Source organism: Pseudomonas sp. zfem003, assembly GCF_032621675.1.
GTDB lineage: Bacteria > Pseudomonadota > Gammaproteobacteria > Pseudomonadales > Pseudomonadaceae > Metapseudomonas > Metapseudomonas otitidis.
In genome coordinates this window covers 429,167-454,831 of the sequence record NZ_JAVYJG010000005.1, presented here as the reverse complement: position 1 = coordinate 454,831, position 25,665 = coordinate 429,167, and the positions used below count along the sequence as shown (strand labels likewise).

Annotated in this window: 26 protein-coding genes; 10 read left to right on the top strand and 16 right to left on the bottom strand. The window is 67.1% G+C overall.

The features are described from left to right. Positions 1 to 166 precede the first annotated feature (166 nt). Positions 167 to 919, bottom strand: a complete 753-nt coding sequence (locus RTK35_RS13730; RefSeq protein WP_107329106.1) for an AraC family transcriptional regulator — start codon at positions 917 to 919, stop codon at positions 167 to 169. A 163-nt stretch (positions 920 to 1,082) separates the two neighbouring features. Here RTK35_RS13730 and lon point away from each other — a divergent pair, with 163 nt between their 5' ends. From lon to cmoB, 5 genes are all read left to right on the top strand, one after another. After that, positions 1,083 to 3,479, top strand: a complete 2,397-nt coding sequence (gene lon, locus RTK35_RS13725) for an endopeptidase La (RefSeq protein WP_316908237.1) — start codon at positions 1,083 to 1,085, stop codon at positions 3,477 to 3,479. Between the two features lie 70 nt (positions 3,480 to 3,549). Further along, entirely contained in the window at positions 3,550 to 3,948 is a 399-nt protein-coding gene (locus RTK35_RS13720; RefSeq protein WP_410478665.1) for a protease inhibitor I42 family protein, read from the top strand. A gap of 94 nt (positions 3,949 to 4,042) precedes the next feature. Next, positions 4,043 to 4,696 (top strand): lysoplasmalogenase, encoded by a 654-nt coding sequence (locus tag RTK35_RS13715; RefSeq protein ID WP_316908235.1) that lies wholly within the window; start codon positions 4,043 to 4,045, stop codon positions 4,694 to 4,696. 65 nt (positions 4,697 to 4,761) lie between these two features. Continuing rightward, a complete protein-coding gene (gene cmoA / locus RTK35_RS13710) occupies positions 4,762 to 5,505 on the top strand; it encodes a carboxy-S-adenosyl-L-methionine synthase CmoA (protein WP_316908234.1) in 744 nt (247 codons plus the stop codon). Next, complete coding sequence (gene cmoB, locus RTK35_RS13705; RefSeq protein ID WP_316908233.1) at positions 5,502 to 6,470, top strand: tRNA 5-methoxyuridine(34)/uridine 5-oxyacetic acid(34) synthase CmoB; 969 nt, start codon at positions 5,502 to 5,504, stop codon at positions 6,468 to 6,470. Before cmoA ends, cmoB begins: the two co-directional genes overlap by 4 nt. Positions 6,471 to 6,584: 114 nt before the next feature. Here the strand turns inward: cmoB and pdxJ are convergent, their stop codons facing one another. The 11 genes from pdxJ to rpoE all read right to left on the bottom strand — a co-directional run bounded on the left by pdxJ (position 6,585) and on the right by rpoE (position 16,705). Then, positions 6,585 to 7,334 (bottom strand): pyridoxine 5'-phosphate synthase, encoded by a 750-nt coding sequence (gene pdxJ / locus RTK35_RS13700; RefSeq protein WP_284548398.1) that lies wholly within the window; start codon positions 7,332 to 7,334, stop codon positions 6,585 to 6,587. Beyond that, a complete protein-coding gene (gene recO / locus RTK35_RS13695) occupies positions 7,327 to 8,031 on the bottom strand; it encodes a DNA repair protein RecO (RefSeq protein ID WP_044407215.1) in 705 nt (234 codons plus the stop codon). The genes pdxJ and recO overlap by 8 nt, the downstream gene beginning before the upstream one ends. 6 nt (positions 8,032 to 8,037) lie before the next feature. After that, positions 8,038 to 8,940: a GTPase Era gene (era, locus tag RTK35_RS13690; protein WP_044407217.1), complete on the bottom strand. Its 903-nt coding sequence runs from the start codon at positions 8,938 to 8,940 to the stop codon at positions 8,038 to 8,040. Next, complete coding sequence (gene rnc / locus RTK35_RS13685; RefSeq protein ID WP_044407219.1) at positions 8,933 to 9,622, bottom strand: ribonuclease III; 690 nt, start codon at positions 9,620 to 9,622, stop codon at positions 8,933 to 8,935. The genes era and rnc overlap by 8 nt, the downstream gene beginning before the upstream one ends. Beyond that, complete coding sequence (locus tag RTK35_RS13680; RefSeq protein WP_074968987.1) at positions 9,619 to 9,996, bottom strand: DUF4845 domain-containing protein; 378 nt, start codon at positions 9,994 to 9,996, stop codon at positions 9,619 to 9,621. Before RTK35_RS13680 ends, rnc begins: the two co-directional genes overlap by 4 nt. 108 nt (positions 9,997 to 10,104) lie before the next feature. Further along, entirely contained in the window at positions 10,105 to 10,959 is an 855-nt protein-coding gene (gene lepB, locus RTK35_RS13675) for a signal peptidase I (RefSeq protein ID WP_044407223.1), read from the bottom strand. A gap of 5 nt (positions 10,960 to 10,964) precedes the next feature. Beyond that, a complete protein-coding gene (lepA, locus tag RTK35_RS13670) occupies positions 10,965 to 12,764 on the bottom strand; it encodes a translation elongation factor 4 (protein WP_044407226.1) in 1,800 nt (599 codons plus the stop codon). Positions 12,765 to 12,915: 151 nt separating this feature from the next. Further along, the gene (locus RTK35_RS13665) at positions 12,916 to 14,334 is read right to left on the bottom strand and encodes a DegQ family serine endoprotease (RefSeq protein ID WP_083422352.1); all 1,419 of its coding nucleotides are present in this window, start codon (positions 14,332 to 14,334) and stop codon (positions 12,916 to 12,918) included. 208 nt (positions 14,335 to 14,542) lie between these two features. After that, complete coding sequence (locus RTK35_RS13660; RefSeq protein WP_074968992.1) at positions 14,543 to 15,499, bottom strand: MucB/RseB C-terminal domain-containing protein; 957 nt, start codon at positions 15,497 to 15,499, stop codon at positions 14,543 to 14,545. Between the two features lie 10 nt (positions 15,500 to 15,509). Continuing rightward, positions 15,510 to 16,091 (bottom strand): RseA family anti-sigma factor, encoded by a 582-nt coding sequence (locus RTK35_RS13655; RefSeq protein WP_044407232.1) that lies wholly within the window; start codon positions 16,089 to 16,091, stop codon positions 15,510 to 15,512. Between the two features lie 32 nt (positions 16,092 to 16,123). Further along, entirely contained in the window at positions 16,124 to 16,705 is a 582-nt protein-coding gene (gene rpoE, locus RTK35_RS13650; protein WP_044407234.1) for an RNA polymerase sigma factor RpoE, read from the bottom strand. A 374-nt stretch (positions 16,706 to 17,079) separates the two neighbouring features. On the opposite strand from rpoE, the gene nadB reads away from it, so the two are divergent. Continuing rightward, entirely contained in the window at positions 17,080 to 18,696 is a 1,617-nt protein-coding gene (nadB, locus tag RTK35_RS13645) for an L-aspartate oxidase (RefSeq protein ID WP_182852125.1), read from the top strand. Here the strand turns inward: nadB and RTK35_RS13640 are convergent. Both RTK35_RS13640 and RTK35_RS13635 read right to left on the bottom strand, forming a co-directional pair. Further along, the gene (locus tag RTK35_RS13640) at positions 18,665 to 19,117 is read right to left on the bottom strand and encodes a protein YgfX (protein ID WP_316908232.1); all 453 of its coding nucleotides are present in this window, start codon (positions 19,115 to 19,117) and stop codon (positions 18,665 to 18,667) included. The genes nadB and RTK35_RS13640 overlap by 32 nt on opposite strands. Continuing rightward, the gene (locus RTK35_RS13635) at positions 19,101 to 19,355 is read right to left on the bottom strand and encodes a succinate dehydrogenase assembly factor 2 (protein WP_044407239.1); all 255 of its coding nucleotides are present in this window, start codon (positions 19,353 to 19,355) and stop codon (positions 19,101 to 19,103) included. Before RTK35_RS13635 ends, RTK35_RS13640 begins: the two co-directional genes overlap by 17 nt. A gap of 120 nt (positions 19,356 to 19,475) precedes the next feature. Here RTK35_RS13635 and RTK35_RS13630 point away from each other — a divergent pair, with 120 nt between their 5' ends. The 3 genes from RTK35_RS13630 (at position 19,476) to RTK35_RS13620 (ending at position 22,109) form a co-directional block, all read left to right on the top strand. Next, positions 19,476 to 20,417, top strand: coding sequence for a folate-binding protein YgfZ (locus RTK35_RS13630; protein WP_316908231.1), 942 nt, complete (start codon positions 19,476 to 19,478; stop codon positions 20,415 to 20,417). 38 nt (positions 20,418 to 20,455) lie between these two features. Continuing rightward, positions 20,456 to 21,292 carry an HDOD domain-containing protein gene (locus RTK35_RS13625; RefSeq protein WP_044407245.1) on the top strand — a complete coding sequence of 279 codons (837 nt, stop codon included), beginning with the start codon at positions 20,456 to 20,458 and terminating at the stop codon, positions 21,290 to 21,292. A gap of 61 nt (positions 21,293 to 21,353) precedes the next feature. Then, the gene (locus RTK35_RS13620) at positions 21,354 to 22,109 is read left to right on the top strand and encodes a substrate-binding periplasmic protein (protein ID WP_044407249.1); all 756 of its coding nucleotides are present in this window, start codon (positions 21,354 to 21,356) and stop codon (positions 22,107 to 22,109) included. 11 nt (positions 22,110 to 22,120) lie between these two features. On the opposite strand, the gene RTK35_RS13615 is transcribed toward RTK35_RS13620, so the two are convergent. Beyond that, positions 22,121 to 23,506, bottom strand: coding sequence for a sensor histidine kinase (locus RTK35_RS13615; RefSeq protein WP_044407252.1), 1,386 nt, complete (start codon positions 23,504 to 23,506; stop codon positions 22,121 to 22,123). Next, a complete protein-coding gene (locus tag RTK35_RS13610) occupies positions 23,499 to 24,170 on the bottom strand; it encodes a response regulator (RefSeq protein ID WP_160481596.1) in 672 nt (223 codons plus the stop codon). The genes RTK35_RS13615 and RTK35_RS13610 overlap by 8 nt, the downstream gene beginning before the upstream one ends. 200 nt (positions 24,171 to 24,370) lie before the next feature. On the opposite strand from RTK35_RS13610, the gene RTK35_RS13605 reads away from it, so the two are divergent. Then, positions 24,371 to 25,636 (top strand): OprD family porin, encoded by a 1,266-nt coding sequence (locus RTK35_RS13605; protein WP_316908230.1) that lies wholly within the window; start codon positions 24,371 to 24,373, stop codon positions 25,634 to 25,636. The last annotated feature ends 29 nt before the right edge of the window (positions 25,637 to 25,665 follow it).

Here is a 25,665-nt window from a genome sequence, read left to right as displayed (position 1 = left end):
TAGTCGTCGGCGCGCCACCTTGCGCGCCTGTCAGGCGGATGGACGTGCGACACAGGCAGGCTGCGTCGGGTCGCCACTATAAAGCGTTATAACGTAACAAATAAGAGCGAATCGCATTGACCGGCAATTCACTGACAAAGGCTTTGGAACGGGCCTTACGGCCCTGTCAGGCGTGGTCGCGCAGTCGCTTCGGCGTCAGACCCAGGTGGCGGCGCATGGCGGTGGTCAGGGCGCTCTGGCTGGAGAAGCCGCATTCCTCGGCGATGCGCACCAGGGCGAGGTCGCTTTCGCGCAGCAGGCGGGAGGCGCGGTCGAGGCGAGCGCGCAGAAGGTACTGGTGGGGCGTCAGGCCGACGCTGTCCTTGAACAGGGCGTGGAAATGGCTGGGGCTGAGGCAGGCCACCTGGGCCAGCTCGGCCACGCTGATGCGCCGAGCCAGGTTGTCGGCGATGTAGGCATCCAGCGGCTCCAGGTCGAGGCCCTGGTTGCTGCGCCGCCCACGCTCGCCGAACAGCCGCAGGTACAGCGCGCGCAGCAGGACACCGCCCAGGGCACGGGCCAGCAGCGGGTCGTCGCCGTAGCGCTGCAGCTCGGCGCCGGCGTAGCTCAGCAGGTGCTGGAAGTCGGCGTCGAGGTCGGGGAAGCGGGGGATGTCGAACAGGCGCTGGAGCAGCTCGCGGTCCTCGCTGGCGGCCTCCGGCGCGTTGAGGTCGAGGATCAGCATGCGGTTGTCGCCGCAGCCGGCGAAGACGTGCTCGGTGGTGCCCGGCACCACGCAGGCGCGCATGCGGCACACCTCGCCACCGCGGCCACCGACCTCAAAAGCGGCGCGGCCAGCCAGGGACATCACCAGTTGATGGTGGTCATGGGCGTGGGCATGGACCTGTTCATCCAGGCGTTGCAGGCGGGCGACGAGCATGGCGGGGGTTGCTCAAAATTTGCGCATTTTAAACAAGCGGCGCTCGCCTGCCCAGCACCACCGGGCAGGCCCCGCTTCGACGTGCCGGTTGAAAAGCCTTCGGAGCCGCCCCATCTAGCCTGCATGCCCCACCCCAAGCCCATTCGTTTCCATCAGGTGCCCAATGAGCGATCAGGAGATCCACGCCACTCTCGTCGATGACACCAGTGCCACCAGTACGGGCCTGGCGCTGCCCGGCCAGACGCTGCCGGACACCGTGTACGTCATCCCCATCCACAATCGCCCGTTCTTCCCGGCGCAGGTGCTGCCGGTGATCGTCGAGGAGGAGCCCTGGGCAGAAACCCTGGAGCTGGTGGCCAAGACCAACCACCACAGCCTGGCGCTGTTCTTCGTCGACAGCCCGCCGGGTGACCCACGCCATTTCGACCCCAGCACCCTGCCCGAGCACGGCACCCTGGTGCGGGTGCACCACGCCACCCGCGAGGGCGGCAAGCTGCAGTTCGTGGCCCAGGGCCTGTCGCGGGTGCGCATCCGTGGCTGGCTCAAGCGCCACCGCCCGCCCTACCTGGTGGAGGTGGACTACCCGCGCCCGCAATCCGACCCGCGCGACGAGGTAAAGGCCTACGGCATGGCGCTGATCAACGCCATCAAGGAGCTGCTGCCGCTCAACCCGCTGTACAGCGAGGAGCTGAAGAACTACCTGAACCGCTTCAGCCCCAACGACCCGTCGCCGCTCACCGACTTCGCCGCCGCCCTCACCACCGCACCGGCCACCGACCTGCAGGAGGTGCTGGACACCATCCCCGTGCTCAAGCGCATGGAGAAGGTGCTGCCGATGCTGCGCAAGGAAGTCGAGGTGGCGCGCCTGCAGAGCGAGCTGTCGGCGGAGGTGAACCGCAAGATCGGCAAGCACCAGCGGGAGTTCTTCCTCAAGGAGCAGCTGAAGCTGATCCAGCAGGAGCTGGGCATCACCAAGGATGACCGCAGCGCCGACGCCGAGCAGTTCCGCCAGCGCCTGGAGGGCAAGACCCTCCCGGAGCAGGCGAAGAAACGCATCGACGAGGAGCTGAACAAGCTGTCGATCCTGGAGACCGGCTCCCCCGAGTACGCAGTGACCCGCAACTACCTGGACTGGGCCACGGCCCTGCCCTGGGGCGTGTACGGCAAGGACCGGCTGGACCTCAAGCACGCGCGCCAGGTGCTGGACCGCCACCATGCGGGCCTCGACGACATCAAGAACCGCATCCTCGAATTCCTCGCCGTCGGCGCCTTCAAGGGCGAGATCGCCGGCTCCATCGTGCTGCTTGTGGGCCCGCCCGGCGTCGGCAAGACCAGCATCGGCAAATCCATCGCCGAGTCCCTGGGCCGCCCCTTCTACCGCTTCAGCGTCGGCGGCATGCGTGACGAGGCCGAGATCAAGGGCCACCGTCGCACCTACATCGGCGCCCTGCCCGGCAAGCTGGTACAGGCGCTGAAGGAAGTGGAGGTGATGAACCCGGTGATCATGCTCGACGAGATCGACAAGCTCGGCGCCAGCTACCAGGGCGACCCCGCCTCGGCCCTGCTGGAGACCCTCGACCCGGAGCAGAACGTCGAGTTCCTCGACCACTACCTGGACCTGCGCCTGGACCTGTCCAAGGTGCTGTTCGTGTGCACCGCCAACACCCTGGATTCGATCCCCGACCCGCTGCTGGACCGCATGGAGGTGATCCGCCTGTCCGGCTACATCACCGAGGAAAAGCACGCCATCGCCAAGCGCCACCTGTGGCCGCGCCTGCTGGAACGCACCGGGGTGCCGAAGCAGCGCCTGGCCATCACCGACGCTGCGCTCACTGCGGTGATCGAGGGGTACGCGCGGGAATCCGGCGTACGCCAGCTGGAGAAGCAGCTGGGCAAGATCATCCGCAAGTCGGTGGTGCGCCTGCTGGAGGAGCCCGAGGCGAAGATCCGCGTCGGCAACAAGGACCTGGAGCCGTTGCTGGGCACGCCGCCCTTCCGCAAGGAACAGGTGCTGGCGGGCAAGGGCGTGATCACCGGGCTGGCCTGGACCAGCATGGGTGGCGCCACCCTGCCCATCGAAGCCACCCGCATCCACACCCTCAACCGGGGCTTCAAGCTCACCGGCCAGCTGGGTGATGTGATGAAGGAGTCGGCCGAGATCGCCTACAGCTACGTGAGTTCGCACCTCAAGCAGTTCGGCGGCGACCCGACCTTCTTCGACCAGGCCTTCGTGCACCTTCACGTACCGGAAGGCGCCACGCCCAAGGATGGCCCCAGCGCCGGCATCACCATGGCCAGCGCCCTGCTGTCCCTGGCCCGCGACCAGGCGCCGAAGAAGGGCGTGGCCATGACCGGCGAGCTGACGCTCACCGGCCAGGTGCTGCCGATCGGCGGGGTGCGCGAGAAGGTCATCGCCGCGCGCCGGCAGAAGCTCCACGAGCTGATCCTCCCCGAGGCCAACCGGGGTGCCTACGAGGAACTGCCGGACTACCTGCGCGAGGGCATGACGGTGCACTTCGCCAAGCGCTTCTCGGATGTCGCCAAGGTGCTCTTCGGCTGAACCCGCGGTGCCTACCCAGGGGCCGGAGCAGCGGATATGCTGCAGCGGCCCTTGAACGATGGAGCCGTCCATGCGCCTGAATCCCCTCCCCCACCTGCTGCTGCCCGGCGCCCTCGCCCTGCTGGCCGGCTGCGCCCACGAGTCGACCACCCTGCTGGTGCAGGAACAGGACCGCTGCCCCCTGGAGCTGGACAAGGGCCAGACCCTGGTGCTGACCCTGCCGAGCAACCCCACCACCGGCTTCCGCTGGGTGGTGAAGGACGCCGCGCCCGGCGTGCTGCGCAGCCTCGGCCCGGAGGTCTACAACGCCCCCGAGGACGCCGGCCTGGTCGGCGGCGCCGGGGAATCCACCTGGCGCTTCAGCGCCGCCCAGCCGGGCGATGGTCGCCTGCTGCTGGTCTACCAGCGCCCCTGGGAAACCGACGTCGCCCCGGAGCAGACCTTCGACTGCCCCGTCCACGTGGAGTGACGGCGCAATCGGCGAGCCGCCCTGGCGCACAACGCCTGGCGGCCCGACCGGATGCTGAAGCAAAGTTCGCCCTCCCCTTCGATGGAGCGGCCCCATGCCTGCCCTGCTGATCGGCCTGACCGGCGCCTGCGCCTTCCTCATCGGCCGTGCACTCGACCTGCCCTGGCTGTGCTTCGCCAGCAAGCCGCTGCCGGTCATCGCCCTGATGCTCTGGCTGCGGGGTGCACCGGCCGACGCCTACCGCAACCGCGTCGCCCTCGGCCTGGCGCTGTGCCTGCTGGGGGATGTGCTGCTGCAATGGCCCGGCGACCTGTTCGTCCCCGGGCTGGCGGCGTTCCTGCTGGGCCACCTGTGCTACATCGCCGCCTACCTGAGCGACAGCCGCCGCTTGGCGCCCCTCGCCCTCGCGGCCTGCCTGGTCTATGGCGGCGCCATGTTCGCCCTGCTCGGCAGCGGTGGCCTGGGGCCCCTGGCGCTGCCCGTGGCGCTCTACGCCCTGACCATCAGCACCATGCTCTGGCGCGCCCTAGCCCGCATCGGCGAGACCGGGATAGCACACGGGTCGGTGCTGGCCGCCGTGGCCGGGGCGTTGTGCTTCGTGGTCTCGGACAGCCTGCTGGGCATCGCGCGCTTCGTCGGCAGTTTCCCCGGTGACGGCTACGCCATCATCCTCAGCTACTGGCTCGGCCAGTGGGGCATCACCGCCTCGGCGCGGTTCAAGGCGGGCACGGCCTGCAACCCGACGTAGCGGCATTTGGGGCGGCGGGCAGTCTTGGCTAGAATGCCGCCCTTTCCAACTGCTGGTACCGGCCCGTGAAGCAACAACCCGACCGCATCTACGCCACGCCCCAGGCCCAGGTGGCCGACTTCGCCTTCAATGAGGACGTGGTCCGGGTCTTCCCGGACATGATCAAGCGCTCGGTGCCGGGCTACCCCACCATCGTCGAGAACATCGGCGTGCTGGCCGCGCAGTTCGCCCAGCCCAACACCCCGCTCTACGACCTGGGCAGCTCCCTCGGCGCCGTGACCCAGGCCCTGCGCCGCCACGTGAAGACCGAGGGCTGCCGGGTGATCGCGGTGGACAACTCCAGCGCCATGGTGGCGCGCTGCCGGGAGTATCTGCACGCCCAGGACGCGATGTTCCAGGAGCTGCTGCCGGTGGAGGTGCTGGAGGCGGACATCCTCGCCCTGGAGTTCCAGCCCACCAGCCTGGTGGCGCTGAACTTCACCCTGCAATTCGTCCCCCGCGAGCGCCGCGAGGAACTGCTGGGGCGCATCCGCCAGGCCCTGTTGCCGGATGGGGCGCTGATTCTCTCGGAGAAGCTGCGCTTCGAGGACGCCGAGGCCCACGCGCTGCTCACCGACCTGCACGTCGCCTTCAAGCGCGCCAATGGCTACAGCGAGCTGGAAATCGCCCAGAAGCGCAGCGCCCTGGAGAACGTCATGCACCCGGACAGCCTGGAGGAACACCGCGAGCGTCTGCTCGCCGCCGGCTTCTCCAAGGTGGTGCCCTGGTTCCAGTGCCTCAACTTCGCCTCGCTGATCGCCCTGCCATGATCCGCACCCTCGACCTCGACAGCCTGCAACAGCAACTGGCCGGCACCCGCCTGCAGGACTGGGCCGCCGACCTGCCGGCGCAACTGGACACCAAGCTGGCCGTCGGCCACGGCGACCTGAAGCGCTGGGGAGCGGCCGTCAACGCCCTCCCCGCGCTGCAACCGCAGCAGGTGGAGCTGGCCCAGCGCTTCCTGCTGGACGGCCCCTGCGACGAGGCCACCCGGGCCCAACTGAAAGCGGCCTTGCAAGGGCTGATTCCCTGGCGCAAGGGGCCGTTCGAGCTGTTCGGCGTGCATGTCGACACCGAGTGGCGCTCGGACTGGAAATGGGCGCGCGTCTCGCCCCACCTGGACCTCGTCGGCAAGCGGGTGCTGGATGTGGGCTGCGGCAACGGCTACTACCAGTGGCGCATGCTCGGCGCCGGCGCCGACTGCGTGGTGGGCGTGGACCCGAACTGGCTGTTCTTCTGCCAGTTCCTCGCCATGAAGCGCTTCCTGCCCGACCTCCCCGCCTGGCACCTGCCCCTGGCCCTGGAGGAGCTGCCGGCGAAGCTGGAAGGCTTCGACACGGTGTTCTCCATGGGCGTGCTGTACCATCGGCGCTCGCCTATCGATCACCTGTACGACCTGAAGGACTGCCTGGTGCGCGGCGGCGAACTGGTGCTGGAAACCCTGGTGGTGGAAGGCGATGCCCAGCAGGTGCTGGTGCCCGAGGACCGCTACGCGCAGATGCGCAACGTGTGGTTCCTGCCGTCGGTGCCGGCGCTGGAGCTGTGGCTGCGCCGCGCCGGTTACGTGGACGTGCGTTGCGTGGACGTGAGCGTCACCAGCGTGGAGGAACAGCGCAGCACGGAGTGGATGCGCTTCCAGTCGCTGCCCGAGTTCCTCGACCCGGCCGACCACAGCCGCACCGTCGAAGGCCTACCCGCCCCCGCTCGCGCGGTGATCGTCGCCCGCAAGCCCTGAACCGCAACCCGCCTTCAGCCCGGGAACGCCCGCCACAAACGAACCGGCCTACCCGTGCACCACGGGTAGGCCGGCGTTTCATCAGGGGTCAGCGGGTGGTGACCCTGGGCTGCGTCAGACGCGCGACGCCTGCGCCCCCTGGATCAGCTGCTTCATCTCCACCACCGCCTGCTTGAAGCCGACGAACAGCGCGTGGGCCACCAGGGCGTGGCCGATGTTCAGCTCGTTGATGCCGGGGATCGCCGCCACCGGCTCGACGTTGTGGTAGTGCAGACCATGACCGGCATTGACCACCAGGCCGAGCTTGAGGCCCAGGGCGACGCCCTCGCGGATGCGCTGCAGCTCCTGCTCGGCTTCCTGCGGGGTGTGGGCATCGGCGTAACGGCCGGTGTGCAGCTCGATGGCCGGCGCACCGACGCGGTGGGCGGCCTGGATCTGCAGCGGGTCGGCGTCGATGAACAGCGAAACCTCACTGCCGAGCTTGGCCAGGCGCTCGACGGCGGCCTGGATGCGCGCCTCCTGGCCGGCCACGTCGAGGCCGCCTTCGGTGGTCAACTCCTGGCGGGTTTCCGGCACCAGGCAGATGTGCTCGGGGCGGATTTCCTCCGCGAAGGCCATCATCGGCTCGGTGACGCCCATCTCGAAGTTCATGCGGGTCTGCAGGACCTCCTTGAGCACGCGCACGTCACGCTCCTGGATGTGCCGGCGGTCTTCGCGCAGGTGCACGGTGATGCCGTCGGCACCAGCCTCTTCGGCGTCCAGGGCGGCCTTGACCGGGTCGGGGTAACGGGTCCCCCGGGCCTGGCGCAGGGTGGCGACGTGGTCGATATTCACGCCGAGCAGTACACGGTTGGCTTCAGTCACGGGCAGGTTCCTTGATCGTCATGAAGAGTTCGCGGCTGGCCAGCGGCCGGCCACCAAGGTGAGGGGCCAGGGCCTGGCGCATCAGGCGCTTGGCCGCGGCCAGGGCCCCCGGCGCCGACCAGTCGGCCTCGGCCAGGGCCAGCAGCTCGGCGCCCTGGAAGAGGCCGGGCTGCAGGTGGCCGACCGGCTCCAGGCCGGCGTCGGGCAGCAGGCGGTAGATGCCGTCGACGGCGATGGGCGCGCCGTGCAGGTCGATGTCCAGGGCGAAACCGTAGCCCAGCTCGTCCAGCAGCCGCCACTCGAAAGCGCGCAGCAGCGGCTCCAGCGGGCGGTTGGCGGCAAGAGCCTGGAGGGTCACGGCGTAATGCTGGAACAGGTCGGGGTGAGGCGCTTCCGCCGGCAGCAGGCGCACCAGCAGTTCATTGAGGTAGAGCCCGCTGAACAGGGCTTCGCCGGTAAGGAAATGCGGGATGCCCGCGCCTTCGAGCCGGCCGATGTTCTTCAGCTCGCTGCGGCCACGCAGTTCCACTTCGAGGGGGACGAAAGGCCGGGCCAGGGTGCCGGCCTTGCCACGGGCGCCGCGCAACACTGCGCGCAGGCGCCCATCGGGGGTGAACAGGTCCACCAGCGCACTGCTTTCGCGGTAGGCCCGGCTGTGCAGGACAAAGGCCGGTACCGCCTGCGCGGGTGTCTGCATGGCGGGTCAGAGGTCGTTGTAGCCCAGGGAGCGCAGGGCCCGCTCGTCGTCGGACCAGCCGCCCTTCACCTTGACCCAGAGGTTGAGCATGACCTTGGAGTCGAACATGACCTCCATATCCTTGCGCGCGTCCTGGCCAATGCGTTTGATGCGCTCGCCACCGTCGCCAATGATGATTTTCTTCTGCCCGTCGCGCTCGACGAGGATCAGCGCATGGATGTGCAGCGTGCGCCCATCGTGCTTGAACTCCTCGATCTCGACGGTGATCTGGTAGGGCAGCTCGGCGCCCAGCTGGCGCATGATCTTCTCCCGCACCAGTTCGGCGGCGAGGAAGCGACTGCTGCGGTCGGTGATCTGGTCTTCCGGGAAGAAGTGCTCGTTTTCCGGGAGGTTGTCCGCCACCAGGCGCTCCAGCGCATCGAGGTTGTGGCCGTGCTGGGCGGAGATCGGCACGATCTCGGCCTTGGGCAGTTGCTCCTGCAGCCAGGTCAGGTGCGGCAGCAGCTCGGACTTCTCTTCCAGGCGGTCGGTCTTGTTCACGGCGATGATCACCGGGCCCTGCACGTACTGGACGCGCTCGAGCACCATCTGGTCCTCGTCGGTCCAACGGGTGCGGTCCACCACGAACACCACCACGTCGACGTCCTTGAGGGCAGCGGCGGCGGACTTGTTCATGTAGCGGTTGAGCGCTTTCTCGTTGTTCTTGTGCAGGCCGGGGGTGTCGACGTAGACCGCCTGCACCGCGCCTTCGGTCTTGATGCCGAGCATGGTGTGGCGGGTGGTCTGGGGCTTGCGGGAGGTGATCGCCAGCTTCTGCCCGAGGATGTGGTTGAGCAGGGTGGACTTGCCCACGTTGGGGCGTCCGACGATGGCCACGTAGCCGCAGCGGGAGGTTTCGAGATCAGTCATGGCCATTCTCCACGCCCAGGGCGACCAGGGCGGCGGCCGCAGCCACCTGCTCGGCGATGCGCCGGCTGGCCCCTTGGCCACGGGTCTTGTCGTTCAGCAGGGTGATGTCGCACTCGACGAAAAAGGTGCGGCAGTGCGGTTCACCCTGGATATCCACCACTTCGTAGCGGGGCAGCTCGCAGGCCCGGGACTGCAGGAATTCCTGCAGGCGGGTCTTGGGGTCCTTGTTGGTGTCCACCAGGGTCAGGCTTTCCAGCTCGTTCTCCAGCCAGGCCAGGACCCGTTCACGGGCCCTGTCCATGCCTGCATCGAGGTAGATGGCACCGATCAGCGCCTCCAGGGCGTCCGCCAGGATCGATTCGCGGCGGAAGCCACCACTCTTCAGCTCTCCGGAACCCAGGCGCAGGTATTCGCCCAGTTCGAAACCCCGTGCCAGCAGAGCCAGGGTCTCGCCCTTCACCAACCGCGCGCGCAGCCGTGAGAGCTGCCCCTCACGGGCTTGGGGAAAGCGCTCGTAGAGGGCCTCGCCCGCGACGAAGTTGAGCACGGCGTCACCCAGGAACTCCAGGCGCTCATTGTTGCGCCCGGCGTAGCTGCGGTGGGTGAGGGCCAGGGTCATCAGACCCTGGTCGTTGAAGGTATGGCCGAGCTGGCGCTCGAGACGGCTTAGGGATGCGCTCACGGGACTCTTACACGGAATTCTTTGTCGAAATGGACCACCAGGTCGAGGTTCTCGATCAGCGGCTCGCGCTTCTCGTACTTCAGGGTGGCGTAGAAGTCGTTGTTTTCAACCTTCACGTCCAGCGCCTTGTCCAGGTCGATGTCGCGGATGCTGTTGACCTGCATACCCTTACGCACATAGTCCCTGAAGTCAGCCGGGGTGCTGATGCCCTGCCCCTTTTCGTTCTCCACGGACGTGATCAGCTTTTCCAGCGCGTAGTAGTCCATGTAGTGAGGAATGATCTTGAAGGCGGTGCTGGCGAGGAAGGCGACGATGGCCAGGACCACCATCCAACCCAGGAGCGAAAGGCCGCGCTGCGAGCGTGCGAACGTCATGTTGACCTCAATGTCGGTTGTTGTTCGGGCCGGCCGGCCCGTCGCAAGACTATATATAGCGGGCGGCGCCGTCGTGAACAGCGCCGCAAAAGCGAAATCCCGGGTCGGTCAGTGGATCAGGCCGACGCGGGAGAAGTTCGGCAGGCTGCGCAGCTTCGGGTCCGGCCAGCTCATCCACACGGCAAAGGCCTTGCCGACGATGTTGCGGTCCGGAACCATGCCCAGCAGGTCGCGGGGGATGTTCGGGTCGTTCCAGTAGCGGCTGTCGTTCGAGTTGTCGCGGTTGTCGCCCATCATGAAGTAGTGCCCCTCCGGGACCACCCACTCCTTGCCGGGCTCCATGAGGTTGCGGCGCATTTCCTTGCGGATCATGTGCTCGACCTCGCCCAGCTTCTCCTGGTACAGGCGCGCGCTACCCAGGGTACCGGGCTCGTCACCCACCAGCGTCTCTGCCACCAGCTGGCCGTTGACGGTGAGGCGCTTGTCATTGCTGTAGGCGATGCGATCACCCGGCAGGCCGATGACGCGCTTGATGTAGTTGACGTTCGGGTCGCTGGGGTAGCGGAACACCATCACATCGCCGCGCTGTGGGTCACCCACTTCGATCACCTTGGTGTCCAGCACCGGCAGGCGGATGCCGTAGGCGAACTTGTTCACCAGGATGAAATCGCCCACTTCCAGCGTCGGCTTCATCGAGCCCGACGGGATCTGGAACGGCTCCACCAGGAACGAACGCAGCACCAGCACGATGGCCAGCACCGGGAAGAAGGACTTGCCGTACTCGACCAGCAGGGGCTCCTTGCCGAGCTTTTCCAGCACTGCCGGATCGGGCTCGCCGACCTGCCCCTGGTAGGTGGCGATCGCAGTGCGCCGGCGAGGCGCCAGCAGGACCAGATCGAGGAGCGCGAGCACGCCGCAGACCGCCACGGCGATAACCAACAAGAGCGGGAAATTGATCGACATAGACCCTAGCTATCCACTTTGAGAACAGCGAGGAAGGCTTCCTGCGGGATTTCCACGCTGCCTACCTGCTTCATCCGTTTCTTACCGGCCTTCTGCTTCTCCAGCAGCTTCTTCTTACGGCTGACGTCGCCGCCGTAGCACTTGGCCAGAACGTTCTTCCTGAGTGCCTTGACGGTGGTCCGCGCCACGATCTGGCCGCCGATGGCGGCCTGAATGGCGACGTCGAACATCTGCCGAGGAATCAGGTCCTTCATCTTCTCGGTCAACGCACGGCCCTTGTAGTGAGCCTGCTCGCGGTGAACGATCAGTGCCAGCGCATCGACCTTCTCGCCGTTGATCAGCACGTCCAGGCGGACGAGGTTGGCGGGCTCGAAGCGGTCGAAGCTGTAGTCCAGCGAGGCGTAGCCACGGCTCACCGACTTCAGGCGGTCGAAGAAGTCCAGCACCACCTCGTTCATCGGCAGGTCGTAGCAGACCTGAACCTGGGAACTGAGGAACTGCATGTCGCGCTGCACGCCACGCTTCTCGATGCACAGGGTGATGACGTTGCCGAGGTGCTCTTGGGGCACCAGGATGTTGGCGCGCACGATGGGCTCGCGCATCTCCTGGATGGACGCCAGGTCCGGCAGCTTGGACGGGTTGTCGACGTAGACGGTCTCGCCGCTCTTCAGGACGATCTCGAAGACCACGGTCGGGGCGGTGGTGATCAGGTCCAGGTCGTATTCGCGCTCCAGGCGCTCCTGGATGATCTCCATGTGCAGCATGCCGAGGAAGCCGATGCGGAAGCCGAAGCCCAGGGCCTCGGAGCTTTCCGGCTCGTACTGCAGCGCGGCGTCGTTCAGGGTCAGCTTCTGCAGAGCCTCGCGGAAGTCCTCGAAGTCATCGGAGCTGACCGGGAACAGGCCGGCATAGACCTGCGGCTTGATGCGCTGGAAGCCGGGCAGCACGTCCACGTCCGGGGTATTGGACAGGGTCAGGGTGTCACCCACCGGCGCGCCGTGGATGTCCTTGATGCCGGCGATGATGAAGCCCACTTCGCCGGCCTTGAGGTCTGCGGTCTCGGTGTGCTTGGGGGTGAAGACGCCGACGCTGTCCACCTGGTGGACCTTGCCGGTGGACTTCACCAGGATCTTGTCGCCCTTCTTCACCCGGCCGTGCTTGACCCGTACCAGCGAGACCACGCCCAGGTAGTTGTCGAACCAGGAGTCGATGATCAGCGCCTGCAGCGGCGCCTCGATCTCGCCTTCGGGCGGCGGGATCACCTTGACCAGCTGCTCCAGCACCTCGATCACGCCCATGCCGCTCTTGGCGCTGCAGGGCACGGCGTCCGTGGCGTCGATGCCGATGATGTGCTCGATCTCGTCCTTGACCCGCTCCGGCTCGGCCTGGGGCAGGTCCATCTTGTTCAGCACGGGCATCACTTCCAGGCCCTGCTCGATGGCGGTGTAGCAGTTGGCCACGGACTGGGCCTCAACGCCCTGCCCCGCGTCCACCACCAGCAGCGCGCCTTCGCAGGCAGCCAGTGAGCGGCTCACCTCGTAGGTGAAGTCCACGTGGCCGGGGGTGTCGATGAAGTTCAGCTGGTAGGTCCGGCCGTCCTGCGCCTTGTAGTGCAGGGTGACGCTGTGGGCCTTGATGGTGATGCCGCGCTCACGCTCCAGGTCCATGGAGTCGAGCACCTGGGCCTCCATTTCGCGATCGGAAAGGCCACCACAGAGCTGGATGAAGCGATCCGCCAGGGTCGACTTGCCATGGTCGATGTGGGCGATGATGGAAAAGTTGCGGATATGACTCAGGTCACTCACGGGATCGACACTCGAAAAAAGCCGCAAGCCGGTTGCTTGCCGAAAAATAGCCGGGGAGTTTACCTGATCGCCATCATGGGCGTCACGCACGACCGACGGGCCCCGCCCATGAAAAAGGGCGACCTGGGCCGCCCTTTTTCAGTGCATCGGATCACTCCGACAATTTGAAGGTGATGAAGCTCGCGCGGCCCTGGCGCAGCACGCGCATGGACACCGAACGGTTCTTCGGCAGTTCCTTGGCGATCTTGGCGAAAGTCTGCACCGAATCGATGGCCTGGTTGTTCAGGTGGGTGATCACGTCGCCCGGGCGCAAGCCCATCAGTGCAGCCGGTCCATCCTGGATCTCGCGGATGACCACGCCACCCTTGATGTCCAGCGCCTTCTGCTGTTCCTCGGAGAGGCCGGCCACCAGCACGCCCAGACGGTTGCTGCTGCGCTCTGCACCCGAGGACTCGCCGGCACCGGCCAGCTCCTCACCGTCCTCCGGCAGCGCACCGATGCTCAGGGACAGGTTCTTGCGATTGCCATCGCGAACGATGCCCAGGTCGATCTTGGTACCCGGCTTCAGCCCGCCCACCAGATGCGGCAGGTCAGCGGACATGACAATGGGCTGGCCGTTCATGCTGAGGATCACGTCACCCACTTGCAGACCGCCCTTGGCAGCGGGGCCGTTCTCCAGCACCTGGGCCACCAGCGCACCGGCCGGCTTGTCGAGACCGAAGGATTCGGCGAGGTCCTTGTTGACCTCCTGGATCACCACGCCCAGCCAGCCGCGATTGACCTTGCCGTTGGCCTTGAGCTGATCGGCCACGCTCATCGCCACGTCGATCGGGATAGCGAAGGACAGGCCCATGAAGCCGCCGGAGCGGGTGAAGATCTGCGAGTTGATGCCGACCACTTCGCCGTCCAGGTTGAACAGCGGGCCACCGGAGTTACCCGGGTTGATCGCCACGTCGGTCTGGATGAACGGTACGTAGCTCTCGTTGGGCAGGCTGCGGCCCTTGGCGCTGACGATGCCGGCGGTCACCGAGTGATCGAAGCCGAACGGCGAACCGATGGCCAGCACCCAGCTACCCACCTTCAGCGCGTCGGACTTGCCGAGTTTGACGATGGGCAGGTCCTTGCCCTCCACCTTCAGCAGGGCCACGTCGGTGCGGGCGTCGGCGCCAATGAGCTTGGCCTCCAGTTCGCTGCGGTCGGACAGGCGCACGATGATCTCGTCGGCGTCCGCCACCACATGGTTGTTGGTCAGGATGTAGCCGTCCTTGGAGATGATGAAGCCGGAACCCAGGGACTGCGCTTCGCGCTGGCGACCGCCCTGGCCGCGGGGCGCCTGGGGCATGCTGCGCTCGAAGAACTCCCGCAGCATCGGCGGCAGGCCCTCCAGGTCCGGCATCTGGTTGGCGACAGCGCGCTCGGGCAGCTTCTGTCGCGTACTGATGTTGACCACGGCGGGGGACGCCTGCTCCACCAGCGGGGTGAAGTCAGGCAGTTCGGCACGCGCCACGAGGGTTTGTCCGAGCAGCAGCAGCGCCGCCACGGCGGACATGCAGGATTTCATGCTTAACATCGACATACAGCTCCCGTCATTACACGAGGAATTTGAACCCACCGAGCGCCCTGGGGCGGGGCAGGCAAACGCAAATCGGGCCGGAAGCGAGGCTTCCAGCCCGATAGAACATTGCACAACTTGGGACACGAATCGATGGCAGATTGCCACCGATTGCTGACCTCCGTTCGAGCAGGAGACCCAGCGCTGTCGCCCGTGCGCACCTCAATTACTGGGGCGCCGGACTGCCAGCGGTACCCGCCGAACGCATAGACAACGCGACGCGCTCCGCAGTTCCCACAGGAATTTCACCTACGACGGTGACCATCACATCCCCATCTGCCGTGCTCAGTCGACGGGATACCGCCACAGTAGGCCCGAGCTCGTAGGGCACGATGTCCTCCACCCGCGCGCCGTGCAGCGGCTCGAGGAAGACCGAGAAGCGCGCCAGGCCATCGCCATAGAGCAGGCAAGCCACGGTATCGGATGACGCCGGGCTGCGGCGCTGGGTCGAACTGGAAAGACTGAAGCCTGGCGGCAACCAATCGGAGCGCCAGCCACTGGCCTGCTCCGCCGGTGCCTCGGAGAAGCTCACCGACTGGCAATCGGCCCCCGGCTGAAGTTCGGCATCGTCCGGGCGGACCGTTTCGAGCTGGGTGAACTGGAAGCGCTCCAGCAGCCCCCCCTTGTCATTGAGCATCAGCGACTTGAGCGGCAGGCCGGTCTCGCGATCCAGATGAAGCTCGAAGCCATAGCGGTGCTGGTCACGCGGCACCAGACTCAAGACCACGGCAGGACGCCCGGCAACACGGGATTCACCCACCACGCTGATCTCGTAGGACTTGGCGATCTGCGCCGCATCCAGGTCGCGCGCGGGCCACAGCTGGCCACCCATCTGGTCGGCAAGGGCGCCACTGACACACTGCGTCCTGCCGTCCACCCGCACGACCTCCTGGGCCGGGCCATCAAGCTGCTGCAGGCGCTCACGTACCTGGCCGGCATCGACCCGATGCCAGACCTGGTGGGTGGAAAAACTGCCGCTGCGTTCGTAGACGAATGTTCCCTGGAAATTCTGCTGCTGCTCGGCCTGGGCAATACGCTTCAGCCAATCCTGGGGTTCGGCGGCGTGGGCGGCCTGAGCCAGCCATCCGCCGCCGAGCAGCAAGAAGAGTGGTAGTGCGCGCATGGATTACTGCTCAGCGGCTCTCCAGACTGGCAGCGCGTGCATAGGGCAGCGCGCTCTCGGAGCCGCTCATGGCGGCCTGTTGGGCGTGCTGGCGCAGGTAGGCCGGCAGGCGCTGGTCATGCCAGCCCGACGGCGCAGCCGAACCTTGCGGCAGTACACGCGGGGACTCGACGCTGTAACCCGCCAGTACCGCATCCTTGTTGGCCTGGGGCGCGGTGATCAGGGGCTGCACGCCACCTTGCTGGGCCAGTTGGCGGGCGCCCACCTCGTCCTGGTTGTACAGGCGCACACCGGCCAGCACGGCGACAGTCACCGATGCAGCGACCGCCAGGCGACCCAGGGTCCGCCAGGGGCCCTTGGTAGCGGCAGCCGGCGCAGCCTCTTCCGCCAGCGCTGCGGATACCGCCGCCGCGATGTCGAGACGGGGCTCGAGCAGCTCCTTGTGCATCACGGCACGGGCTATCTGGTAGCGCGACCACGTGGCACGGATCTCCTCATCACCGCTGGAGGCGAGCACTCGGCGCAACTCCAGTTCATCCGCTTCGTTATCCATCACCGCGGACAGCGATTCATGCAGGGCTTCACGACTCATGGCGATTCCTCTCTATTGCTGTCGCCGCTGTCTCAGGATTCCTGCAGCAAGGGCTGCAGGGCTTTATCGATCGCTTCTCGCGCCCTGAAAATACGCGAGCGAACCGTACCAACCGGACACTGCATGACGCTGGCGATGTCCTCGTAACTCAGACCATCGAATTCACGCAACGTCAGCGCCGTACGCAAATCCTCGGGCAACTGCTGGATGGTTCGATGGACCGTACCCTCGATCTCGTCCCGCAGCAGCGAGCGCTCGGGCGATTCGTTGTCCTTGAGGGCATGATCGCCATCGTAGAACTCCGCATCCTCCGCACTCACATCACTATCCGGAGGACGTCGACCACGCGCCACCAGATGGTTCTTCGCCGTGTTGATGGCGATGCGGTACAGCCAGGTATAGAAAGCACTGTCACCGCGAAAATTACCGAGCGCACGATACGCCTTGATGAAGGCTTCCTGAGCGACATCCTGGGCTTCCTGGGTGTCGTGCACGAACCGCACGATCAACCCGAGGATCTTGTGCTGATACTTCAGCACCAAGAGATCGAAAGCCCTCTTATCGCCTCGCTGCACCCGCTCGACCAGTTGCTGATCCTGTTCCTGGGTTAGCATGGATACTCCTCGTTGGAGCTCGAGGGGTACCGCGCCGCCCAGTGGATCGGCTTGCCAAGATAGACTCGGGCGTTACGCAAAAGTTCTCCCCTCCAAGCAAGCTTCCTGCAAGACCGTTTCCTTCTTGCACGGAATCACGCAGCAGGGTTCAACCGCTGCTGCGCGGATAATTTATTCGCCTGATTTGCCGCAGCCAGAGGAGCAGGAAGCCCCTCGCGGCACAACTCGCCAAGCACGTCACTTCATGTGCGACACACCTAAGAAAGCGGGGGGCGATGGAAAGTTCCCACGATTTATTCGGCGACCATGAACGCGCTATTGTGCCGACCACCCCCTCTATATACTAGGGGCCGCCTTCCCGCGGGATCCCCGACATGAGCCAACACTTCCAGCACGATGTACTGGTGATCGGCAGCGGCGCCGCCGGCCTCACCCTTGCGCTGACACTGCCCTCCCACCTGCGCATCGCCGTCCTCAGCAAGGGCGACCTGTCCCAGGGCTCGACCTTCTGGGCCCAGGGGGGCGTCGCTGCCGTCCTGGACGACACCGACACCGTCGATTCCCATGTCGAGGACACCCTCATCGCCGGGGCCGGGCTCTGTCGCGAGGATGCCGTCCGCTTCACCGTCGAGCACAGCCGCCAGGCCATCCAGTGGCTGATCGACCAGGGCGTGCCCTTCACCCGCGAGGACGAGAGCGCCCGCGAAGACGGCGGCTTCCAGTTCCATCTCACCCGCGAGGGCGGGCACAGCCACCGGCGCATCATCCACGCCGCCGACGCCACCGGTGCCGCCATCTTCAACACCCTGCTGGCGCGCGCCCGGCTGTGCCCCAACATCGAACTGCTGGAGCAGCATGTCGCCGTCGACCTGATCACCGAGCGCAAGCTCGGCCTGCCCGGCCAGCGCTGCCTCGGTGCCTACGTGCTGAACCGCAGCAGCGGCGAGGTCGACACCTACGGCGCGCGCTTCACCGTGCTCGCCTCCGGCGGCGCAGCCAAGGTCTACCTCTACACCAGCAACCCAGACGGCGCCTGCGGTGATGGCATCGCCATGGCCTGGCGGGCCGGCTGCCGGGTGGGCAACCTGGAGTTCAACCAGTTCCACCCCACCTGCCTCTATCACCCGCAGGCCAAGAGCTTCCTGATCACCGAAGCGGTGCGCGGCGAAGGCGGCCTGTTGCGCCTGCCCAGCGGCGAGCGCTTCATGCAACGCTTCGACCAGCGCGCCGAACTGGCCCCGCGCGACATCGTCGCCCGCGCCATCGACCACGAGATGAAGCGCCTGGGCATCGACTGCGTCTACCTGGACATCAGCCACAAGCCCGCCGAGTTCGTGAAGAGCCACTTCCCCACGGTCTACGAGCGCTGCCTGGGCTTCGGCATCGACATCACCCGCCAGCCCATCCCCGTGGTGCCCGCCGCCCATTACACCTGCGGCGGCGTGGTGGTGGACCGCCACGGCCACACCGACGTCCCCGGCCTCTACGCCATCGGCGAGACCAGCTTCACCGGCCTGCACGGCGCCAACCGCATGGCCAGCAACTCCCTGCTGGAGTGCTTCGTCTACGCCCGCTCCGCCGCCGAGGACATGCTCGGCCAGATGGAGCAGATCCCCGTTCCCGACAGCCTGCCCACCTGGGACGCCAGCCAGGTCACCGACTCGGACGAGGACGTGATCATCGCGCACAACTGGGACGAACTGCGGCGATTCATGTGGGACTACGTCGGCATCGTGCGCACCAACAAGCGCCTGCAGCGCGCCCAGCACCGGGTGCGCCTGCTGCTCAGCGAGATCGACGAGTTCTACTCCAACTACAAGGTCAGCCGTGACCTCATCGAGCTGCGCAACCTGGCCCAGGTGGCGGACCTGATCATCCGCTCGGCCATGCAGCGCAAGGAATCCCGAGGCCTGCACTACACCCTGGACTACCCCGACACCCTGCCCGAAGCCCACGACACTATTCTGGTGCCGCCCACCTTTGGCGACTGAAACGCAGCTGCACCCGCAGGCGCCGATGCCAATCGGCGTCCATCGCATCGGCCGGCACGCAGAGCCCCTGGGCCCAGGGGCGACCCGGCTGGCGATAGACCAGCAGCACCGCCAGGGGTAGCGCCAGGCTGTCCGGCGACAGTTGCACAGGCAGCCATTCGCCATCCCGGCGCAGCAACGCCAGCCCATCCGACGACAGGCGCAACCCGAGGATCGCCGAAGGCGCCGTCAGCAGAATGCGCCGGGGCAGCAACCAGGCCGCATGGCCAGCGCACAGCAGCACACCGAGCAGGCGCACCCAGGCCGGACACTCGGCCGTCGCCAGCGCCACCAGGCACAGCACTAGAAGGAAGAGGTAGATCGCCAGCAGGCGCCGCGACGGGCGCCAGTGACATTCGAAGGGACTACTTGGGCTGGACACGGTCCAGGATCATTTTCACGATGCGCCGCAGGTCAGCATCTTCCGGCTCGCCGCGCTGCATGAACCAGCCGAACATGTCCTGGTCCTCACATTCCAGCAGCTTGCGGTAACGGGCCTGGTCGGCCTCGTCGAGGTGCGGGTACGCCTCCTGCACGAAGGGGACCAGCAGCACATCCAGCTCCAGCATGCCGCGGCGGCTGTGCCAGAAGAGTCGGTTCAGTTCAGTTGCGTCGGCCATCGGGGTGCCTCCAGTAAACAGGCGCGCAGTATAACGGCACGGACGCCGGCCGGCACCCGCTGACAAGCCGCCGACCGGGCTCTATGATGACGCCCCGGACACCCTTTCCAGCGATATCCCATGGCTGAAACCGCATTCTTCTGCCCGCTCACCCACGAAGGCATCATCGCCGTCCGTGGCGTGGACGCCGCCAAGTTCCTCCAGGGCCAGGTCACCTGCAACCTCGCCTACCTCAACGACACCACCACCAGCCTCGGCGCCCGCTGCACCCCCAAGGGGCGCATGGTCTCCAGCTTCCGCATCCTGCCCGAAGGCGACGGCTACCTGCTCGCCCTCGACGCCCAGCTGCTGGACGTGCAACTCGCCGACCTGAAGAAATACGCCGTGTTCTCCAAGGCCACCCTGGCCGACGAGAGCACCACCTGGGTGCGCTTCGGCCTGGCCCAGGGCGACAGCGTGCTGGCCGCACTGGGCCTCGACCTGCCCACCGAAGCCGGCGCCGTCGTACGCGCCGAGGGCCGCATCGCCCTGCGCCTCTCCGACGGCCGCGCCGAACTCTGGGCAGCGGCTGGCGAAGCCGACAGCCTGCGCGCCCAGCTCGCCGCCCACCTGCCCGAGGCTCCGCTCGATGCCTGGCTGCTGGCCCAGGTGCGCGCCGGGGTCGGCCAGGTCTTCGCCGCCACCCGCGAGCTGTTCATCCCGCAGATGATCAACCTCCAGGCGGTCGGCGGCGTCAGCTTCAAGAAAGGGTGCTATACCGGGCAGGAGATCGTCGCCCGCATGCAGTACCTGGGCAAACTCAAGCGCCGCCTGCAGCGCCTGGCCCTGCCCGAAGGCGAACGCCCGGCCCCCGGCCTCGAACTCTTTTCCCCCGTTCACCAGAGCAGCGTCGGCGAAGTGGTACTGGCCGCCCCGGCGGAACAGGGTTACGAACTCCTCGCCGTGCTCCAGGAAGACGCGGTCAACGACGGACGGATCCACCTGGGCGCCATCGACGGCCCCGTGCTGAACCTGCTCGACCTCCCCTACACGCTGGACGCCGACCGCGAGATCCAGCGCTGAGGGCCGGTCCAACCGCCTACAACGCCTAGAGAGCCCCCATGAGCAAGCTTGCCGAGAAAGTCCAGGAAGACCTGATCCGCGCCATCGACAACGATGAGCTGGTGCTGCCCACCCTGCCCGAAGTGGCGCTGAAGGTGCGCGAAGCCGCGGAAGACCCCGACGTGAGCATCCCCGCCCTGTCCAAGGTGATCGGCAACGACGCCGCCCTCACCGCCCGCATCATCAAGGTTGTGAACAGCCCGCTGCTGCGCACCAACAAGGAAATCACCGACCTGCAGATGGCCATCAGCCGCCTCGGCATCAACTACACCTGCAACCTCGCCACGGGCCTGGCCATGGAGCAGATGTTCCAGGCCACCTCCGACGTGGTCGACCGCAAGATGCGCGAAGTCTGGAACAAGAGCACCGAGATCGCCGGCATCTGCCACGTGCTCTGCCGCCACTACACCCGCCTCGCGCCGGACCAGGCCACCCTCGCCGGCCTGGTGCACCAGATCGGCGTACTGCCGATCCTCACCTACGCCGAAGAACACTACGAGTTGCTGGCCGACTCCATCAGCCTCAACCACGTGATCGAGCGCATCCACCCGATCATCGGCGACCGCATCCTCAAGGCCTGGGAATTCCCCGCCCCGATCGCGCAGATCCCCAGCCAGTACCTGGATTTCACCCGCAACTCCCCCAAGGTCGACTACGTGGACATCGTCCAGGTCGCCACCCTGCAGAGCTACCTGGGCAGCGAGCACCCCTACACCCAGCTCGACTGGAGCCAGGTCCCCGCCTTCGCCAAGCTCGGCCTCGACCCGCAGGTCGACATGCAGGCCGACGAAGACCTCTCCGCCGCCATGGAAGCGGCCATGAGCATGCTGCAGTGATCTAACGGGCGCGCCATCCCTGTCTAGACTCCCTGCATACATGGAGTACCGGACCCGACGGATGCGCGCCCTCTTCCTTCTCTTCGCCCTCGCCTTCGGCAGCCTCGCCGCCGCTGAAGACGTGCGCCTCACCAACGGTGAATGGGCGCCCTACCTCGGCGCCACGCTGCCGCACCAGGGCGTGGCCTCGCGCATCGTCGCCGAAGCCTTCGCCCTGGAGGGCGTCACCGTCCACTGGGAGTTCTACCCCTGGGCCCGCGCTCTGCGCCTGGCCGAGAAAGGCGAGCGCCACGGCACCGCCATCTGGCTGCGCACGGCAGACCGCGAGCGGGATTTCTACGTCAGTGATCCGGTGATCGAAAGCGGCTACGTGCTGTTCCACCGCAAGGACACCGCCCTCGACTGGCAGAGCGTGGAGGACCTCCGGCAGTACCGCCTGGGCGCCACCATCGGCTACGACTACGGCGAGGCCTTCCAGCGTGCCGAGCAGGACGGCCGCCTGCGCGTGCAGCGCCTGGCCGCCGAGGAACAGGGCCTGCGCATGCTCCTGGCCGGCCGCATCGACGTGTTCCCCATGGACAAGGTGGTCGGCATCGCCAACCTGCAGCAAGGCTTCAGCCGCGAGGAACGCAGCCGCCTCACCTTCCACCCCCGGCCCCTGCGCAGCGACACCATGCACCTGCTGCTGTCCCGCTCGGTGCCCGGCAACGAACAGCTCATGGCGCGCTTCAACCAGGGCCTGGCGCAACTGCGCGAAAGCGGCAAGGTCGCCCGCTACCTGCTCGAAGCCGAACAGCCGCTGAGCGCCCTGCACTGACGGCAGGCCGTTCAGGCCGGCGGAAAGCTCACCCGCACCCGCAACCCACCCGCGCCGCCGTCGTGCAGGCTGATCTCGGCCATGTGCGCCCGGCAGATCTCACCGACGATGGCCAGGCCCAGCCCGGCCCCGCTGGCCTGGGCCGTGCGCCGGTAGAAGCGCTCGAACACCCGCTCGCGCTCTTCCGGCGGAATGCCGCTGCCCTCGTCCTCCACCTCCAGCACCGCCGGCGCCATCACCCGCAGGGTCACGCTGGCGCCCTTCGGCGTATGGGCCAGGGCGTTGTCCACCAGGTTGCTGAGCAGCTCGTTGAGCAGCGTCGGCTCGCCCATCACCCAGGCGCTGTCCTCGGCCTCCAGCGCCAGGGCGATGCCCCGCGCGTGAGCCAGGGGCGCCAGGGCCATCCCCAGCTCACGGGCCAGGGCGCCCAGCTCGATGCGCTCGGCACCGCCCTCGGCAATCGCCCGCGCCCCGCTCTCGATGCGGGCCAGGGAGAGCAACTGGTTGGCCAGGTGGGTCAGCCGATCGGTGTTCGCCGCGCTTTCCTCCAGGGTCCGGCGCCAGGCGGCCGGGTCCTGCTCGCGCAGGCCCAGCTCGATCCGCGCCTTCAGGGCCGCCAGGGGCGTGCGCAACTCGTGGGAGGCGTCAGCGATGAAGTCCGCCTGGCGCTGGAACAGTCCGCGCAGGCGCTCGGTGAACCGGTTGAGCGCATCCACCAGCGGCTTGAGCTCGCTCTGCACCACCACCACCGGCAACGGGCGCATGTCGTCCGGCTGGCGCTCCTCCACCGCCGAGCGCAGCTGGTTGAGCGGACGCATCGCCGCACTCACCGCCAGCCACACCAGCCCCAGCGCCGCCAGGGACATCAGCGCCAGGCGCCACAGCGTATCCACCAGCAGCCCCCGGGCCAGGCGCTCGCGGGCCTCCTCGGTCTCGGCCACGCGGATTTCCGCCATGCCGTTGATGCTTGCCTCGCTCACCGGGCGCAGCAGGCTCACCACCCGCACGTCCACCCCGCCGTAGTTGGCGTCGTAGAAGCGCGCCAGGGCCGGGTAGTCATCGGTGCGCGGCGTGCCAGGCGGCGGGCCAGGCAGGTTCTCGTAGCCGGAGACCAGCTTCCCCTCGATGTCGGTCACCTGGTAGAAGATCCGCCCCGCGCTGTCGTAGGCGAAGGTGTCCAGCGCCACATAGGGCACATCGGCCTTGAGCCGGCCGTCGGCCTCGTAGAGCCCGGCGGAAATGGCCCGGGCCGATGCCAGCAGGGTGCGGTCGTAGGCAGTGTCCGCCGCCTGGCGGGCATTGAAGTAGGCACTCAGGCTGCCGAGCACCAGCAGCACCGCCAGCAGCAGCGCCAGCCGCCGCAGCAGCCGCCCGCGCAGGCTTCCCGACTCACGCATCCTGGTGCTCCAGCAGGTAGCCCAGGCCGCGGAAGGTGACGATGCGCGCCGAGCTGCCCTCCAGCTTCTTGCGCAGGCGGTGGATGTAGATCTCGATGGCGTCCGGGCTGGCCTCCTCGTCCAGGCCGAACACCTGGGCGGCCAACTGGTCCTTGCTCATCACCCGGCCAGGCCGCGCGATCAGCACCTCCAGCACCGCCTGCTCCCGCGAGGTCAGGGTCAGCGGCTGGCCGTCCAGGCTGAAGCGCCGGGTGCCCAGGTCATAGAGCAGCGGCCCGCAACGCTGCTGCTGCTCGCCACCCAGCACCGTGCGCCGCAGCAGCGCCTTCACCCGCGCCTCCAGCTCCGACAGCTCGAAGGGCTTGGCCAGGTAATCGTCGGCGCCCAGGTTCAGGCCCAGCACCCGGTCCTTCACCTCGCCCCGCGCGGTGAGCATCAGCACCGGCAGCGTCTTGCCCCGCCCGCGCAGGCGCGACAGCACCTCGAAGCCATCCAGGCGCGGCAGCCCCACGTCCAGCACCGCCAGGGCGTACTCCTCGCTGGACAGCGCCAGGTCCGCCGCCACGCCATCGTGCAGCACGTCCACCGTCCAGCCCGCCGCGCGCAGCGCCTGGGCCACGCTATCGGCCAATTGCAGATGGTCTTCGACGAGCAGGATTCGCACGGTGGAGTCCTCCAGGCTGTAGGAAACGGCCCGCAGTGTAACGGCCAACCACCGGCAAAAAACCGGCCTGCCGAATTCTTTCACGCTGAAAGCCTGGCGAAAGCTTCGCCCCCTAGGATCGCCACAGGGTGGACAAAACCACCCATCAATAGCCGGCCCTGGTTGAGCCGGCTTTACAAGAACAACAACGGAGACCACCGATGCACACTGCCTCCCGGCAGGCGTTGCCGCCTGCACGCATCGTCAGCCTGGCCATCGCCGGCTGCACCCTCGCCCCGTTCGCCCAGGCTGACTTCATCAAGGACAGCTCGGCCACCCTCGAAGCCCGCAACATCTACCTGAACCGCGACTTCCGCGAAGGCACCGGCCAGTCCAAGCGCGACGAATGGGCCCAGGGTTTCATCCTCAACATCGAATCCGGCTTCACCGAAGGCACCGTCGGCTTCGGCGTGGACGCCCTCGGCATGGTCGGCGTCAAGCTCGACTCCGGCAAAGGCCGCAGCGGCACCGACCTGCTGCCGGTGCAGGACGACGGCGGCACCCCGGACACCTACGGCAAGCTGGGCCTGACCGGCAAGGTGCGCTTCTCCAGGAGTGAACTGCGCATCGGCAGCCACATTCCCGAGCTGCCGGTGGTCAAGGCCAGCGACAGCCGCATCCTGCCCCAGGTGTTCGAAGGCGGCCTGCTCACCTCCAAGGAGATCGAAGGCCTCACCTTCACCGGCGGCCGCCTGCGCGAAGTGAAGGACCGCGCCTCCACCCACTCCGAAGACCTGGCCCTGAACAACAAAAACCGGCGCTTCGCCAGTGGCGCCAGCGGCGACCACTACGACCTGGCCGGCGCCGACTACGTGTTCAGCAAGCAGCTCACCGGGCGCTACTACTTCGCCGAGCTGGACGACGTCTACCGCCAGCACTTCTTCGGCCTGCTCGCCACCCAGCCCCTGGGCAGCGGCACCCTCAGCGCCGACCTGCGCTACGCCATCAGCGCCGACACCGGCCGCGCCGCCGCCGGCAAGGTGGACAACCGCGCGCTGAACGGCATGGTCAGCTACGGCCAGGGCGCCCACAAGGTCGGCCTCGGCTACCAGCGCATGAGCGGCGACACCGGCTACGCCTACATCGACGGCAGCGACCCGTTCCTGGTCAACTTCGTGCAGATCAACGACTTCGCCAACGCCGACCAGCGCTCCTGGCAGGCCCGCTACGACCTGGACTTCGCCAGCCTCGGCGCCCCCGGCCTGAGCTTCATGACCCGCTACATCACCAGCGACAACGCCCAGGTCACCGGCAGCGACCAGGAAGGCCGCGAGTGGGAACGCGACGTGGAGTTCAAGTACGTCGTCCAGAGCGGCGCCCTCAAGGACCTCACCTTCCGCGCCCGCCACGCCGGTTTCCGCTCCAACTTCGCCCGGGATGCCGACGAACTGCGCCTGATCGTCAGCTACGCCCTCGCCATCTGGTGATCCACAATAAGACTCCACAGGAGACAACC

Coding starts and splice junctions, on each gene's coding strand:
- RTK35_RS13655 (WP_044407232.1), bottom strand. CDS start 16,091: ATGAGTCGTGAAGCCCTGCATGAATCGCTGTCCGCGGTGATGGATAAC.
- RTK35_RS13630 (WP_316908231.1), top strand. CDS start 19,476: ATGGCTGAAACCGCATTCTTCTGCCCGCTCACCCACGAAGGCATCATC.
- recO (WP_044407215.1), bottom strand. CDS start 8,031: ATGCAGACACCCGCGCAGGCGGTACCGGCCTTTGTCCTGCACAGCCGG.
- RTK35_RS13620 (WP_044407249.1), top strand. CDS start 21,354: ATGCGCGCCCTCTTCCTTCTCTTCGCCCTCGCCTTCGGCAGCCTCGCC.
- RTK35_RS13715 (WP_316908235.1), top strand. CDS start 4,043: ATGCCTGCCCTGCTGATCGGCCTGACCGGCGCCTGCGCCTTCCTCATC.
- RTK35_RS13720 (WP_410478665.1), top strand. CDS start 3,550: ATGCGCCTGAATCCCCTCCCCCACCTGCTGCTGCCCGGCGCCCTCGCC.
- lepB (WP_044407223.1), bottom strand. CDS start 10,959: ATGTCGATCAATTTCCCGCTCTTGTTGGTTATCGCCGTGGCGGTCTGC.
- RTK35_RS13730 (WP_107329106.1), bottom strand. CDS start 919: ATGCTCGTCGCCCGCCTGCAACGCCTGGATGAACAGGTCCATGCCCAC.
- cmoB (WP_316908233.1), top strand. CDS start 5,502: ATGATCCGCACCCTCGACCTCGACAGCCTGCAACAGCAACTGGCCGGC.
- RTK35_RS13680 (WP_074968987.1), bottom strand. CDS start 9,996: ATGACGTTCGCACGCTCGCAGCGCGGCCTTTCGCTCCTGGGTTGGATG.
- nadB (WP_182852125.1), top strand. CDS start 17,080: ATGAGCCAACACTTCCAGCACGATGTACTGGTGATCGGCAGCGGCGCC.
- RTK35_RS13635 (WP_044407239.1), bottom strand. CDS start 19,355: ATGGCCGACGCAACTGAACTGAACCGACTCTTCTGGCACAGCCGCCGC.
- RTK35_RS13615 (WP_044407252.1), bottom strand. CDS start 23,506: ATGCGTGAGTCGGGAAGCCTGCGCGGGCGGCTGCTGCGGCGGCTGGCG.
- lon (WP_316908237.1), top strand. CDS start 1,083: ATGAGCGATCAGGAGATCCACGCCACTCTCGTCGATGACACCAGTGCC.
- era (WP_044407217.1), bottom strand. CDS start 8,940: ATGACTGATCTCGAAACCTCCCGCTGCGGCTACGTGGCCATCGTCGGA.
- RTK35_RS13625 (WP_044407245.1), top strand. CDS start 20,456: ATGAGCAAGCTTGCCGAGAAAGTCCAGGAAGACCTGATCCGCGCCATC.
- rpoE (WP_044407234.1), bottom strand. CDS start 16,705: ATGCTAACCCAGGAACAGGATCAGCAACTGGTCGAGCGGGTGCAGCGA.
- RTK35_RS13665 (WP_083422352.1), bottom strand. CDS start 14,334: ATGTTAAGCATGAAATCCTGCATGTCCGCCGTGGCGGCGCTGCTGCTG.
- RTK35_RS13605 (WP_316908230.1), top strand. CDS start 24,371: ATGCACACTGCCTCCCGGCAGGCGTTGCCGCCTGCACGCATCGTCAGC.
- RTK35_RS13660 (WP_074968992.1), bottom strand. CDS start 15,499: ATGCGCGCACTACCACTCTTCTTGCTGCTCGGCGGCGGATGGCTGGCT.